Source organism: Cognaticolwellia beringensis (assembly GCF_002076895.1).
GTDB lineage: Bacteria > Pseudomonadota > Gammaproteobacteria > Enterobacterales > Alteromonadaceae > Cognaticolwellia > Cognaticolwellia beringensis.
Genome location: NZ_CP020465.1, coordinates 2,381,111 through 2,396,114, shown reverse-complemented (window position 1 = coordinate 2,396,114; position 15,004 = coordinate 2,381,111). Strand labels below are relative to the sequence as shown.

General features: G+C 42.1%; 6 protein-coding genes, 2 tRNA genes and 4 rRNA genes. 4 read left to right on the top strand and 8 right to left on the bottom strand.

From position 1 onward, the window contains the following. Positions 1-285: 285 nt before the first annotated feature. Positions 286-2,103 (bottom strand): translational GTPase TypA, encoded by a 1,818-nt coding sequence (typA, locus tag B5D82_RS10190; protein WP_081151290.1) that lies wholly within the window; start codon positions 2,101-2,103, stop codon positions 286-288. 346 nt (positions 2,104-2,449) lie between these two features. On the opposite strand from typA, the gene glnA reads away from it, so the two are divergent. The 4 genes from glnA (at position 2,450) to glnG (ending at position 7,268) form a co-directional block, all read left to right on the top strand. Continuing rightward, positions 2,450-3,856: a glutamate--ammonia ligase gene (gene glnA, locus B5D82_RS10185; RefSeq protein ID WP_081151289.1), complete on the top strand. Its 1,407-nt coding sequence runs from the start codon at positions 2,450-2,452 to the stop codon at positions 3,854-3,856. 316 nt (positions 3,857-4,172) lie between these two features. Then, entirely contained in the window at positions 4,173-4,700 is a 528-nt protein-coding gene (locus B5D82_RS10180) for a DUF4124 domain-containing protein (RefSeq protein WP_081151287.1), read from the top strand. Between the two features lie 76 nt (positions 4,701-4,776). Further along, on the top strand, positions 4,777-5,862 hold the full coding sequence (gene glnL, locus B5D82_RS10175; RefSeq protein ID WP_081151286.1) for a nitrogen regulation protein NR(II): 1,086 nt from the start codon (positions 4,777-4,779) through the stop codon (positions 5,860-5,862). Beyond that, entirely contained in the window at positions 5,862-7,268 is a 1,407-nt protein-coding gene (gene glnG / locus B5D82_RS10170; RefSeq protein ID WP_081151284.1) for a nitrogen regulation protein NR(I), read from the top strand. The genes glnL and glnG overlap by 1 nt, the downstream gene beginning before the upstream one ends. 226 nt (positions 7,269-7,494) lie before the next feature. Here the strand turns inward: glnG and epmA are convergent, their stop codons facing one another. The 7 genes from epmA to B5D82_RS10135 all read right to left on the bottom strand — a co-directional run bounded on the left by epmA (position 7,495) and on the right by B5D82_RS10135 (position 14,396). Further along, positions 7,495-8,472 (bottom strand): elongation factor P--(R)-beta-lysine ligase, encoded by a 978-nt coding sequence (gene epmA / locus B5D82_RS10165; RefSeq protein WP_081151282.1) that lies wholly within the window; start codon positions 8,470-8,472, stop codon positions 7,495-7,497. A 190-nt stretch (positions 8,473-8,662) separates the two neighbouring features. Beyond that, positions 8,663-8,777: ribosomal RNA gene (rrf, locus tag B5D82_RS10160) — 5S ribosomal RNA — on the bottom strand. 98 nt (positions 8,778-8,875) lie between these two features. Beyond that, positions 8,876-8,990, bottom strand: a 5S ribosomal RNA gene (gene rrf / locus B5D82_RS10155). A gap of 152 nt (positions 8,991-9,142) precedes the next feature. Beyond that, positions 9,143-12,034 (bottom strand): 23S ribosomal RNA (locus B5D82_RS10150). Between the two features lie 426 nt (positions 12,035-12,460). Beyond that, a tRNA-Ala gene (locus tag B5D82_RS10145) sits at positions 12,461-12,536 on the bottom strand. A gap of 116 nt (positions 12,537-12,652) precedes the next feature. After that, positions 12,653-12,729: transfer RNA gene (locus tag B5D82_RS10140), tRNA-Ile, on the bottom strand. Positions 12,730-12,851: 122 nt separating this feature from the next. Continuing rightward, a 16S ribosomal RNA gene (locus tag B5D82_RS10135) occupies positions 12,852-14,396 on the bottom strand. The 16S, 23S and 5S rRNA genes sit together here with 2 tRNA genes alongside, the layout of an rRNA operon. Positions 14,397-15,004 lie beyond the last annotated feature (608 nt).

The following is a 15,004-nucleotide window of genomic DNA, read 5'->3' as shown; positions in this document are numbered from 1 at the left end:
CTTGGTATTAGATAGGTTAAATATAGCAGTTAATAAACTTTCTAAAAGGTAGGAGGGAACGATTAAATAATAATTTTTTTATATGTAGATGACTTAATAAAAATAAAACAGTAGTCATTTGAATTTAAATGATTTTATTCAAGCTATTAAGATTGTTAAGAATACATATTTGAGATATGTCTTACACTAACTGCGTCTTCAATGACCTTTTTCCTGCTTGAGCAGATACAAAAAAGCCACCGGAATTACTTCAGGTGGCTTGATATCGCAATTAACTTATTTAAGTTATTTAGGTGAACGACCTTCACGCTTACGATCATTCTCTTTCAAGAATTTTTTACGTATACGAATGCTTTCAGGTGTTACTTCTACTAACTCATCGTTATCAATAAACTCAAGTGCTTGCTCAAGTGACATAACGATAGGTGGCGTTAACGTTTGTGCTTCATCAGTACCTGATGAACGAACGTTTGTTAACTGCTTACCTTTAAGCGCATTAACCGTTAAATCGTTATCACGACTATGAATACCGATAACTTGACCTTCGTAAATATCAACACCGTGCCCGATCAACATGCGACCACGTGATTGTAAGTTGAAGATAGCGTTAGTTAAAGCTTTACCAGTAGCATTACCGATCATTACACCATTTTTACGTTGGCCAATTTCGCCGCCTTTGTGAGGTCCGTATTCAAAAAATGTATGATAAATCAAACCAGAACCTGAGGTTAATGTCATGAATTCTGTTTGGAAGCCGATCAAACCACGACTTGGCATGATGAAGTCCATACGAATACGGCCAGTACCATCTGGTGCCATGTCAGTTAATTCAGCTTTACGAACACCCATTTTTTCCATAATAGGTCCTTGATGCTGTTCTTCAACATCAATGGTTACTGTTTCATATGGTTCTTGAAGTTCGCCATCAATTTCACGAATAATAACTTCTGGACGAGATACAGCTAATTCAAAACCTTCACGACGCATGTTTTCAATTAAAATACCTAAGTGAAGTTCACCACGGCCCGATACTTTAAATTTATCAGCATCTTCTAACTGTTCAACACGTAAAGCAACGTTATGAATTAATTCTTTTTCTAAGCGGTCTTTAATGTTACGTGAAGTAACATATTTGCCTTCTTTACCACAAAATGGTGAAGTGTTTACTTGGAAAGTCATGTTGATCGTTGGTTCATCAACTGATAATGCTGGTAGGCCTTCAACTTCTGTCGGACAACAAACGGTATCTGATATTTTCAATTCACCTAAACCAGTAATGGCGATAATATCACCGGCAAAACCTTCTTCGATATCATGACGTTCTAAGCCTAAGTAACCAAATACTTTACCAACTTTGGCATTGTGTACGCCACCGTTTGCTAATTTGATAGTCACTTGTTGATTTGGCTTGACGCTACCACGTGTAATACGGCCAACGCCAATTACACCTAAGTAAGAGCTATAATCAAGTTGAGATATTTGCATTTGGAATGGACCATCTGGATCCGCTGTTGGTGCTGGCACTTCTTTAAGAATAGTATCAAAAAGTGGTGTCATATCAGTACCAGTTGCGCCTTCTTCAAGCGTAGCCCAACCATTGATTGCTGAAGCATATACAACTTTAAAATCAAGTTGTTCATCAGTAGCACCAAGGTTATCAAATAATTCAAAAACTTGATCCATAACCCAATCAGGGCGAGAGCCAGGCTTATCAACCTTATTAATAACAACAATTGGCTTTAAACCTTGAGCAAACGCTTTTTTCGTTACGAAACGCGTTTGTGGCATTGGGCCTTCTTGTGCATCAACAATAAGCAAAACTGAATCTACCATTGACATTACACGCTCAACTTCACCACCGAAATCAGCATGGCCAGGAGTGTCTACAATGTTTACACGGTAGCCGTTCCAGTTAATAGCCGTGTTTTTAGCTAAGATTGTGATACCACGTTCTTTTTCGATATCGTTTGAGTCCATAGTACGTTCTTCTAGACCGCCACGGGCGTCTAGCGTACCTGATTGCTCAAGTAATTTATCAACTAAAGTGGTTTTTCCGTGGTCAACGTGAGCAATAATTGCCACATTTCTTAATTTATCTAACACAGGCGTTACTCGCTGTTACTATCGTTTTTTGCTACTTCAAGCAATTTAACGAAATAGGGCTACAATTGGGCGCGTATTATACAGCAGAAGTCTCAGCAAAGACACCATCATAGAAAAATATAACCAACAAAATATTATTCAGTTGCTATACTGGCAATGTCAAAATTAGAGCATACGCACCACAATACAGCACCCAATGCACAGTTATGGTGCGCCTGGAATTTACAAGGAACATTAAAGTCATATAATTCAAGGACTTTATCTTTGGCACAGTATTCGCTTAAGCACTAACAATAGAGAATTAAGTTTTTAAAAATTTAAGCACTAACTACACTGGAGACTTTCAATGTCAAACGCAGTTTTAGATTTAATTAAAGAACATGACGTCAAATTTATTGATTTACGCTTTACTGATTCAAAAGGTAAAGAGCAACACGTATCAATTCCTCATCATCAAGTTAACGAAGATTTTTTTGAAGACGGTAAAATGTTTGACGGTTCTTCAATCGAAGGTTGGAAAGGTATTGATGAATCAGACATGGTGATGATGCCTATTGCTGAATCTGCAGTACTTGACCCTTTTACAGAAGCCGTTACTCTTAATATTCGCTGTGACATTCTTGAGCCTGCAACAATGCAAGGCTACAGCCGTGACCCTCGTTCAGTAGCAAAGCGCGCTGAAGACTACATGCGTAGCACAGGTATTGCAGATGATGTTTTAATTGGGCCAGAGCCTGAGTTTTTCGTTTTTGATGATGTTCGTTTTCATACTGACATGAGTGGCTCGTTCTATAAAATAGATGACAAAGAAGCGGCTTGGAATTCAGGTACAGAATACGAAGAAGGCAATATGGGACATCGTCCTGGCGTTAAAGGTGGTTACTTCCCTACGTCACCTGTGGATTCATCGCAAGATTTACGTTCAGCTATGTGTTTAGTAATGGAAGAAATGGGCTTAGTTGTTGAAGCGCATCACCACGAAGTAGCAACTGCTGGCCAAAACGAAATTGCTTGTCGTTTCAATACTATGGTTCTTAAAGCGGATGAAGTACAAATATACAAATATGTTGTTCATAATGTAGCTCACGCTTACGGTAAAACAGCAACATTTATGCCTAAGCCACTCGTTGGTGATAACGGTTCAGGTATGCACGTTCATCAATCACTTGCTAAAGATGGTGTGAACTTGTTTGCCGGTGATAAATATGGTGGATTATCTGAAATGGCACTTTTCTACATTGGTGGCATTATTAAACACGCTAAAGCTTTGAATGCGTTTACTAACCCGTCAACAAACTCTTATAAGCGCTTGGTTCCACATTTTGAAGCTCCTGTAATGCTTGCATATTCTGCTCGCAACCGTTCTGCTTCAATTCGTATTCCACTTGTACCTTCGCCAAAAGCAATGCGTATCGAAGCTCGCTTTCCAGATCCAGCAGCTAACCCTTACTTAGCATTTTCAGCTTTACTAATGGCTGGCCTTGATGGTATCAAAAATAAAATCCACCCTGGCGATGCAATGGATAAAGATTTGTATGACTTACCTCCAGAGGAAGCTTCAGCCATTCCACAGGTGGCAACATCATTAGGAGACGCTCTAGATTCTTTAGAAAATGATATGGACTTCTTAACCGAAGGTGGTGTTATGGATAAAGACATGATTGAAGCTTACATCGGCATAAAACGTAAAGAAGTAGAGTTATTAAATCAAACAACTCACCCTGTTGAATTTGATATGTACTACAGCGTATAAAGAAATCAATTAGCTAGTAATTAAAAAAGCTCACTTCGGTGAGCTTTTTTTGTGGTACATTTGTAATAATTTGGATAGATTATACCAATTCAATTTAGTAAGTTAGGCTAAATATTCAAGAACAAGGCGCTTGTTTTGGCTGTATTTGGCTTTTAGGGTTTAAAGAACGACTTTTAATTTCCAAACAAGAACTAATGACTACCCTGATGTTTACAGCATAAATATTGGATGTTAATCGGCTTATAATAAGCGCTTATATATTCCAATTGGTACTGAGAATAACTAATATTAAACCTACGGAACAGGATTATCACTTTTGATTAACATTGCACGTTTTTGCATTTTTTTTCTACTGCTCACGCAGGCTTTCGCTGTATTTGCGGGCTCTGCTAAAGTTTATGTATGGCGAAACGAGCAAGGTGTACTAGTTTTTTCAGATAGCCCTAAACCTGGCGCTGAAGAAGTTGATATTAAAGAACCGAATACCGTTAAATCCTCAATTGACACTTCAATCTTAGACATCAAACCTAAAGCGATAGACAATAATTATCAAGTAGAAATAGTACAGCCAGAAAACAATGCAACGGTTAGAGATAATACTGGCTCTGCTTATGTTTCAGGTCGAATAAAGCCTATATTTAAACGTGGTCTTAAAATACAGTTATATTTAGATGACAAGCCCTACAAGAAGCCGCAAACACATACCATGTTTGTACTGAGAAATATCGATCGTGGTGAACATCAAATAAAAATGTCTTTAATTGATGATAAAGGCAAGGTTATTGCAACATCTTCCCCAGTAACGTTTTATATGCACAGAATATCGGTTAACAAGGCAAAATAGCCATATTTCAGTGCATATTGCACCATCTTTATTTACACTCGTTACTTATCGCACCATTTTAGTGCAAGGAAAGGTAATGTCTAATAACGTTGTAAATTTAAAAGAAATAAAAAAGCACTATCAACAAGCTTTACCTAACCAAATGGTAACGGCCGTTGTGGTATTAGATGATGAACTGAACATTTGCTATGTAAATCCCGCTGCAGAAGCGCTCCTGGTGAAAAGTTTAAGTAAACTATACCGACTGCCCATCGAACAAGTCTTTTATAATACCCCAATCAACAATGCTCGCTTGCGGCAATTGCTTACCACAGGTCAAGAGTTTAGCGATAGCGATGTTACAATTGAATTTTTTGATCAGCGAAAGATCACTGTTGAAATTACTGCCTCTTCGGTAACCTTTGATCAATATCCTCATATTTTATTAGAATTCAAACAAATTGATCATCAAAAGCACATCAGTGCTGAAGCATTTCAACAGCAACAATGGGAATCTGCTCGAGACCTTATTCGTGGTCTTGCCCATGAAATTAAGAATCCACTCGGCGGCCTTCGTGGTGCAGCGCAATTATTAGATTTAGAGCTTAACGTAGAACAAAAAGAATATACCGCGATGATCATAGAGCAAGCCGATAGATTGACAAACTTAGTCGATCGGTTATTGGGTCCAAACCAATTGCCCGTTATGAAGTTACAAAATATTCATATTGTTATCGAAAAAGTATTCCAACTAACAAAGTTTGATAACCCCAAAAACATTACTTTGGCGCGTGACTATGACCCTTCGATACCTGAATTAACTTTTGACCAAGATAAAATTCAACAAACAGTCATTAATATTGTACATAACGCCATTCAAGCATTAGATGGGGCTAGTAAAATTACGCTTAGAACAAGAGCAGCCAGCAATAAAACCATCAATGGTAAACGCATAAAGCTTTGCGCCGAAATCAGCATAATTGATAATGGACCTGGTATTCCTGAACATATCCAAAGTACTCTATTTTATCCTATGGTATCAGGTCGCGCATCTGGCACAGGTTTAGGCCTGTCTATTTGCCAAACTATTATTCATCAACATCACGGAAAATTGTCCTGTATAAGTCGACCTGGACATACAGAGTTTACTATTTTAATACCTTTTGATAGCGAGATAAAATAATGATCACCGAACAAGTATGGATCGTCGATGATGATAGTTCAATCAGATGGGTGTTAGAAAAAGCCCTGTCAAACGCCAATATAAGCGTAGGTACATTTCATAACCCAGAAGACCTTTTAATCGCATTAGAACATACTCAACCAGAGGTTATTATTTCTGATATACGCATGCCTAATATTGATGGCATGACACTATTAGGAAAAATCAATAACCAGTTCCCCCACATTCCCGTTATCATCATGACCGCTCATTCGGATCTTGATAGTGCCGTGAATGCCTATCAAGGTGGTGCATTTGAATATTTACCAAAACCCTTTGATATTGATGACGCTGTTACCTTAGCTAATAGAGCCTTAACACATGCGCGTGAATTAAAATCTAAAACACAGCATAATGTACCATCAGCTGACGCCGTAGGTATAATCGGTGCAGCACCGTCAATGCAGGAAGTTTTTCGGACTATCGGCAGACTCTCCCGCTCAAGTATCAGTGTATTAATCAATGGCGAATCAGGTACAGGTAAAGAGTTAGTTGCACATGCATTGCATATGCACAGCCCTCGTTCAGCTTCACCTTTTATACCACTGAACATGGCTGCTATCCCGAAAGATTTAATAGAATCTGAGTTATTTGGACACGAAAAAGGTGCCTTTACTGGCGCTAATGGTGTACGACATGGTCGTTTTGAACAAGCACACCAAGGAACACTATTCTTAGATGAAATAGGTGATATGCCACTGGATATTCAAACAAGGCTACTCAGAGTGCTTGCTGACGGCCAATTTTATCGCGTTGGTGGTCATTCTCCCATTCAAGTTGATGTTCGTATAATAGCAGCCACACATCAAAACTTAGAAGAACGTGTCACTAGCGGTGACTTCCGTGACGACTTATTTCATCGTCTTAACGTCATCAGGATCCAAATACCGAGCCTACGCGAAAGAAAAGAAGATATTAGTCAATTAGCACAGCACTTTTTAAAACAAGCAGCAAGTGAATTAGCGGTAGAAATAAAAACTCTACATAAAAGTACCTTGTCATATTTAGAGCACTGCGAATGGCCAGGAAATGTTAGGCAATTAGAAAATATCTGTCGATTCCTTACCGTTATGGCTAGTGGTAAAGAAATTTTGATGTCAGACCTACCTAGCGAGCTGACTGTTAAGCCCGTTACTGTGAAAGACTCAAATGGTAGTTGGCAAGATAGCTTGAAGAAATGGGTCGACACTGAGTTATCTACAGGAAAAAGTAATATTATTGAGCATGCTTTGCCTGAATTTGAAAAAGTATTATTGGAGAGTGCATTAAAACACACGCAAGGACATAAACAAGAAGCGGCTAAACGTTTAGGCTGGGGAAGAAATACGTTAACCAGGAAATTAAAAGAATTAAATATGCCGGATTAACTAACACCGACCCTATTAAAAACGGCTCTACTTCATACATACTGAGAAACCTAATATAAAGCATTTTATTTATAACTAGTTGTCAGGATAAGATGCTCCTGTATTGCCTAATAAGCTGCAGGCACATAGTGACCAGATACTTGTTAAATTGATAGAATACCCAGTTAACTAATGAACTATCCATCTTAGTAAAGTGAGTAGAGTAATCTGGTAATACGCATGCAAGTTAAGCATCCGGTATCGCAAAAGTAATCACCTGATCAATTTTAGTCGCCGCTATAGCAAGCATGATCAATCGATCAATACCAAGTGCTACTCCAGCACAAGATGGTAAACCATGTTCTAGTGCTGAGATAAAATTTTCGTCTATTTCATGCTGAGCTTTACCTAAATACGCTCTAAAATCGTTATCTTTCTTAAAGCGTATTTTTTGTTGTTCTGCATCTGTTAGCTCATGGAAACCATTGGCGAGTTCAATACCCTTAAAATAACATTCGAAACGTTCTGCTACTCGTGGATCAATTTTACAAACCTTTGCTAATGACGCTTGGCTTGCAGGAAAGTTATAAACAAAACAGGGTACATCACTGCCAATATTAGGCTCTATTAGCTCAGCCATGATAAATTGCAGTAATGTATCAATACAATCTTCACTTTCTAACCAATCGCTCAACTTGTTATGCTTTGTGATAACTTCAATTAGTTGTTGTTTATCAGTATCCAAAGGATCAATATTGACTTGTGTCATAAACAGATCTTGGTAGCTGATACGGTCAACTTGCTGGCAATCTAGAATAACCTGTAACAAAGCTTCAACTTCATCCATTAACTGAAAATGATCATAATCAATCCTATACCATTCCAACATAGTAAATTCAGGATTATGATATCGACCATGTTGTTCATGACGAAACGCTTTACAAATTTGATAACAACAGCCATAACCACTTGCTAAAAGTCGCTTCATGGCAAACTCTGGAGATGTTTGAGCATATAGAGCCGTAGACTGATCGCAGTGGCTTTCTGGTGAATAGTTATATTGAGTTACAAAAGCATCTAAATGTGCGTCAGTAACTGTTGCATGGGAAAGCAAAGGTGTATCGACTTCAATGACATTACGTACTAAGAAGAATGACCGAATTTGGGCTAATATCTGTGCCCTTTTTTTAGCATCTTGCCAATTCATGCTGGGTTGCCATGACATAACACAATTACCTTTAAGTTAGAGTAAGACCAATGTAGTTAATTAGCTTGCAACGTCATACGTAGAAAAAAGTCCTTTTATACTAAATTGATTAATGAGTCAATTGTGAACAAATTTAGCGATACTGTAAATGAGTTAAATACAGACAGCAAAAAGCCCGACTCTTTCGAGTCGGGCTTCTTAAATAGGAGCCTGATAATGTCCTACTCTCACATGGGAACTCCCACACTACCATCGGCGCTAACACGTTTCACTTCTGAGTTCGGAATGGGATCAGGTGGGGCCATGTCGCTATTGTCATCAGACAAAAAAACTTTATGAATTAATTAACTTAAAAATTAGCTAAGTCATAAGGTTTAGACAAAAAACCCGTAGCATCAGCTACGGGTTTCTCTGAATAGAAGCCTAGCAATGTCCTACTCTCACATGGGAACTCCCACACTACCATCGGCGCTAACACGTTTCACTTCTGAGTTCGGAATGGGATCAGGTGGGGCCATGTCGCTATTGTCGCTAGACAAAAAGGGGTCAATCTTGAAAGCCGTTCATTAAGACGTGTCTCAATGATAATAAATACGTTTATTTTCTCTTATTCACACAATTGTCATGCGTGATGCGTGTATTCCTACACTGTGTCAAACTTCATACAACAAAACCACTTGGGTGTTGTATGGTTAAGCCTCACGGGTAATTAGTATTGGTTAGCTCAATGCCTCGCAGCACTTCCACACCCAACCTATCAACGTTGTAGTCTCCAACGACCCTTTAGGGAGCTTAAAGCTCCAGTGAGAACTCATCTCAAAGCCTGCTTCCCGCTTAGATGCTTTCAGCGGTTATCAGTTCCGAACGTAGCTACCGGGCAATGCTATTGGCATAACAACCCGAACACCAGCGGTTCGTCCACTCCGGTCCTCTCGTACTAGGAGCAGCCCTCTTCAATTCTCAAACGCCCACGGCAGATAGGGACCGAACTGTCTCACGACGTTCTAAACCCAGCTCGCGTACCACTTTAAATGGCGAACAGCCATACCCTTGGGACCGACTTCAGCCCCAGGATGTGATGAGCCGACATCGAGGTGCCAAACACCGCCGTCGATATGAACTCTTGGGCGGTATCAGCCTGTTATCCCCGGAGTACCTTTTATCCGTTGAGCGATGGCCCTTCCATACAGAACCACCGGATCACTATGACCTACTTTCGTACCTGCTCGACGTGTCTGTCTCGCAGTTAAGCTGGCTTATGCCATTGCACTAACCGTACGATGTCCGACCGTACTTAGCCAACCTTCGTGCTCCTCCGTTACTCTTTAGGAGGAGACCGCCCCAGTCAAACTACCCACCAGACAGTGTCCCCAAGCCCGATAAGGGCCCTAGGTTAGAACATCACGCATACAAGGGTGGTATTTCAAGGTTGGCTCCACTTCATCTAGCGACAAAGTTTCAACGCCTCCCACCTATCCTACACATGTAGGAGCAATGTTCACTGTCAAGCTATAGTAAAGGTTCACGGGGTCTTTCCGTCTAGCCGCGGGTATACGGCATCTTAACCGCAATTTCAATTTCACTGAGTCTCGGGTGGAGACAGTGTGGCCATGATTACGCCATTCGTGCAGGTCGGAACTTACCCGACAAGGAATTTCGCTACCTTAGGACCGTTATAGTTACGGCCGCCGTTTACCGGGGCTTCGATCATGAGCTTCTCCGAAGATAACCCAATCAATTAACCTTCCGGCACCGGGCAGGCGTCACACCGTATACGTCATCTTTCGATTTTGCACAGTGCTGTGTTTTTAATAAACAGTTCCAGCCACCTGGTTACTTCGACTCTCCGATGCTTACGCCGCAAGGGCTTCACATTAGAGAGCGTACCTTCTCCCGAAGTTACGGTACTATTTTGCCTAGTTCCTTCACCCGAGTTCTCTCAAGCGCCTTAGTATTCTCTACCTAACCACCTGTGTCGGTTTGGGGTACGGTTCCTATATATCTGAAGCTTAGAAGCTTTTCCTGGAAGCATGGCATCAATGACTTCAACTCCGTAGAGTCTCGTCTCGTATCTCAGCGTTAATGAAGTCCCGGATTTACCTAAGACAACCGCCTACATACTTTCACACGGACTACCAACGCCGTGCTCACCTAGCCTACTCCGTCCCTCCTTCGCAATATATAGAAGTACAGAAATATTAATCTGTTTCCCATCGACTACGCGTTTCCGCCTCGCCTTAGGGGCCGACTTACCCTGCCCTGATTAACATGGGACAGGAAACCTTGGTCTTTCGGCGGGGGAGTTTTTCACTCCCCTTATCGTTACTCATGTCAGCATTCGCACTTCTGATACCTCCAGCATGCTTTACAACACACCTTCAACGGCTTACAGAACGCTCCCCTACCACTTGAACCTAAGTTCAAATCCGCAGCTTCGGTGACTAGTTTAGCCCCGTTACATCTTCCGCGCAGACCGACTCGACTAGTGAGCTATTACGCTTTCTTTAAAGGATGGCTGCTTCTAAGCCAACCTCCTAGCTGTCTATGCCTTTCCACATCGTTTCCCACTTAACTAGTACTTTGGGACCTTAGCTGGCGGTCTGGGTTGTTTCCCTCTTCACAACGGACGTTAGCACCCGTAGTGTGTCTCCCGCATATCACTCATTGGTATTCGGAGTTTGCAAAGGGTTGGTAAGTCGGGATGACCCCCTAGCCTTAACAGTGCTCTACCCCCAATGGTGTTCGTGCGAGGCTCTACCTAAATAGATTTCGGGGAGAACCAGCTATCTCCCGGCTTGATTAGCCTTTCACTCCGACCCACAAGTCATCACCGCATTTTTCAACATACGTGTGTTCGGTCCTCCAGTTGATGTTACTCAACCTTCAACCTGCCCATGGGTAGATCGCCGGGTTTCGGGTCTATACCCTGCAACTAAACGCGCAGTTAACACTCGCTTTCGCTACGGCTCCCCTATTCGGTTAACCTTGCTACAGAATATAAGTCGCTGACCCATTATACAAAAGGTACGCAATCACTAGACTAAATCTAGCTCTCACTGCTTGTACGTATGCGGTTTCAGGTTCTATTTCACTCCCCTCACAGGGGTTCTTTTCGCCTTTCCCTCACGGTACTGGTTCACTATCGGTCAGTTAGGAGTATTTAGCCTTGGAGGATGGTCCCCCCATGTTCAGTCAACGTTTCACGTGTGCCGACCTACTCGATTTCATGATAAGTTTATTTTCGTGTACGGGGCTATCACCCTGTATCGCTCTACTTTCCAGTAGATTCCACTAACTTACAAACCACTTAAGGGCTAATTCCCGTTCGCTCGCCGCTACTAAGGAAATCTCGGTTGATTTCTTTTCCTCGGGGTACTTAGATGTTTCAGTTCTCCCGGTTCGCCTCATTAAGCTATGTATTCACTTAATGATACCCGCCTTACGACGGGTGGGTTTCCCCATTCGGACATCTTTGGCTATAACGGTTTTTATCACCTCACCAAAGCTTTTCGCAGATTAACACGTCCTTCATCGCCTCTAACTGCCAAGGCATCCACCACATACGCTTAGTCACTTAACCATACAACCCTAAGTGGTCTCAGCTGTCAGCTATAAGCTTTCAGTTTAAAACAGTTAGTACACATCGGAGACTAATCCGACGCAATTGTAAAGTCTGACATTTTCACGCACACAAAGTGTGTCTTGAATAAGAGTGGTAACAAATCTTACGATTTACTACCGGGTTGATTACGTTTCCGAGGAGGACCCGTAATCACCATCATTAACAGGCGATATTCCCGTTAACAACAGCTTGGTATTTATAATTTATGAACAACAGCGCGACACCGTGTTCATCATATAAATACCGGTATTTATATCAGCTTTCCAGATTGTTAAAGAACTTGTCATTCACACGCATTCGGTGGTGACTTGGTTAAAAACCAAACTTAAAGTAGCTTAAATGAAGCATAGCTTAAGTTTGGTCTTTCAATTCTTAGTGAAGAAGTGGTGGAGCTAAGCAGGATCGAACTGCTGACCTCCTGCGTGCAAGGCAGGCGCTCTCCCAGCTGAGCTATAGCCCCGCAATGGGAAACATACTTTAGCCAAAACGTAGTATTTTGTTCTATATCAAGGCGGTTTATCGCGAAGTGTAGTTTTTCTACACGAGTGATGAACCAACGCCGATAGAGGACAAAATTGGTAGGTCTGGGCAGACTTGAACTGCCGACCTCACCCTTATCAGGGGTGCGCTCTAACCAGCTGAGCTACAGACCTATTTCTCTTTCAAGAATTTACGTCCGAAGCTAGCATGTTTGGACTTCTTCTAATTTGTTATCATGTAATTTGTGTGAACACTCGTAGAACCAAGGTTCTCATCAAGCTGTTTTACTTCAAGATAAGGAGGTGATCCAACCCCAGGTTCCCCTAGGGTTACCTTGTTACGACTTCACCCCAGTCATGAATCACAAAGTGGTGACCGTCCTCCCCGAAGGGTTAAACTAGCCACTTCTTTTGCAACCCACTCCCATGGTGTGACGGGCGGTGTGTACAAGGCCCGGGAACGTATTCACCGTAGCATTCTGATCTACGATTACTAGCGATTCCGACTTCATGGAGTCGAGTTGCAGACTCCAATCCGGACTACGACAAGCTTTGTGGGATTCGCTCCACCTCGCGGTATTGCTGCCCTCTGTACTTGCCATTGTAGCACGTGTGTAGCCCATCCCGTAAGGGCCATGATGACTTGACGTCGTCCCCACCTTCCTCCGGTTTATCACCGGCAGTCTCCTTAGAGTTCCCGACATAACTCGCTGGCAAATAAGGATAGGGGTTGCGCTCGTTGCGGGACTTAACCCAACATTTCACAACACGAGCTGACGACAGCCATGCAGCACCTGTCACAGAGTTCCCGAAGGCACAAGTCTATCTCTAGTCTCTTCTCTGGATGTCAAGGGATGGTAAGGTTCTTCGCGTTGCATCGAATTAAACCACATGCTCCACCGCTTGTGCGGGCCCCCGTCAATTCATTTGAGTTTTAACCTTGCGGCCGTACTCCCCAGGCGGTCAACTTAGCGCGTTAGCTACGCCACCCACAGATCAAGTCTACAGACGGCTAGTTGACATCGTTTACGGCGTGGACTACCAGGGTATCTAATCCTGTTTGCTCCCCACGCTTTCGTGCCTCAGTGTCAGTCTTTGTCCAGGTAGCCGCCTTCGCCACTGATGTTCCTTCCAATCTCTACGCATTTCACCGCTACACTGGAAATTCCACTACCCTCTACAAAACTCTAGCTTGCCAGTTCAAAATGCAGTTCCCAGGTTGAGCCCAGGGCTTTCACATCTTGCTTAACAAACCACCTACGCACGCTTTACGCCCAGTAATTCCGATTAACGCTTGCACCCCTCGTATTACCGCGGCTGCTGGCACGAAGTTAGCCGGTGCTTCTTCTGCGAGTAACGTCACAGCTAGCAGTTATTAACTACTAACCTTTCCTCCTCGCTGAAAGTGCTTTACAACCCGAAGGCCTTCTTCACACACGCGGCATGGCTGCATCAGGCTTTCGCCCATTGTGCAATATTCCCCACTGCTGCCTCCCGTAGGAGTCTGGGCCGTGTCTCAGTCCCAGTGTGGCTGATCATCCTCTCAAACCAGCTAGAGATCGTCGCCTTGGTAAGCCATTACCTTACCAACTAGCTAATCTCACTTGGGCTAATCAATGAGCGAGAGGTGCCGAAGCATCCCCCCCTTTGGTCCGTAGACGTTATGCGGTATTAGCAGTCGTTTCCAACTGTTGTCCCCCACTCAAAGGCATATTCCCAAGCATTACTCACCCGTCCGCCGCTCGTCAGCAGATAGCAAGCTATCTCTGTTACCGCTCGACTTGCATGTGTTAAGCCTGCCGCCAGCGTTCAATCTGAGCCATGATCAAACTCTTCAATTAAAAATCGTTTGTGATGCTCACCTTAATTAACCGAAGTTGACTAAGAAAAGACATCTGCTCAATGAATTCTGTCGTGTTTCTATCTATCCGACTAAAGAAGATAAAAACTACATAAAACGTATTATTTAAACTCGAAAGTCTAAATGATACTTATTTTTTGTGTGACATCATATTAAGCTGTTTTTTTTGTTATCCGAGGATAACTATGTAAAATCAACGTTAATGTGAGTGTCCACACAAATTGCATGATAACTAATTGTTAAAGATGGGTACACGAAGTACCTATGCCGAACCGTTCATGGATGAACGTTTTGTTCGGTACGAGCCAACAATCTCATTCGTTGTTAGACCGCTTGTTGCTTGAAGCCGGCTAGTAGCCTTGCCTGAAGCGAGATGCGCATTCTACGCAACTCAGTTTTAATGTCAACGTTTTATTTCGTTTTTTTAAACTTTCTTTTCAGAAGATTCAAAACCCTACTTTAAAACGTTAAGTTAACTCATTCAGCCTAAACCGTACTAGATAACTTATTAAAACAGCTCGTTGGGGTTACCCCTTGGAACTGGAGCGCATTTTAGAGATTTCTCGTCTCACGTCAACACCTAAAGTG

Bases quoted from the DNA above. Each gene is read 5' to 3' on its own strand.
- glnA (WP_081151289.1), top strand. From the start codon at position 2,450: ATGTCAAACGCAGTTTTAGATTTAATTAAAGAACATGACGTCAAATTT.
- glnL (WP_081151286.1), top strand. From the start codon at position 4,777: ATGTCTAATAACGTTGTAAATTTAAAAGAAATAAAAAAGCACTATCAA.
- glnG (WP_081151284.1), top strand. From the start codon at position 5,862: ATGATCACCGAACAAGTATGGATCGTCGATGATGATAGTTCAATCAGA.
- epmA (WP_081151282.1), bottom strand. From the start codon at position 8,472: ATGTCATGGCAACCCAGCATGAATTGGCAAGATGCTAAAAAAAGGGCA.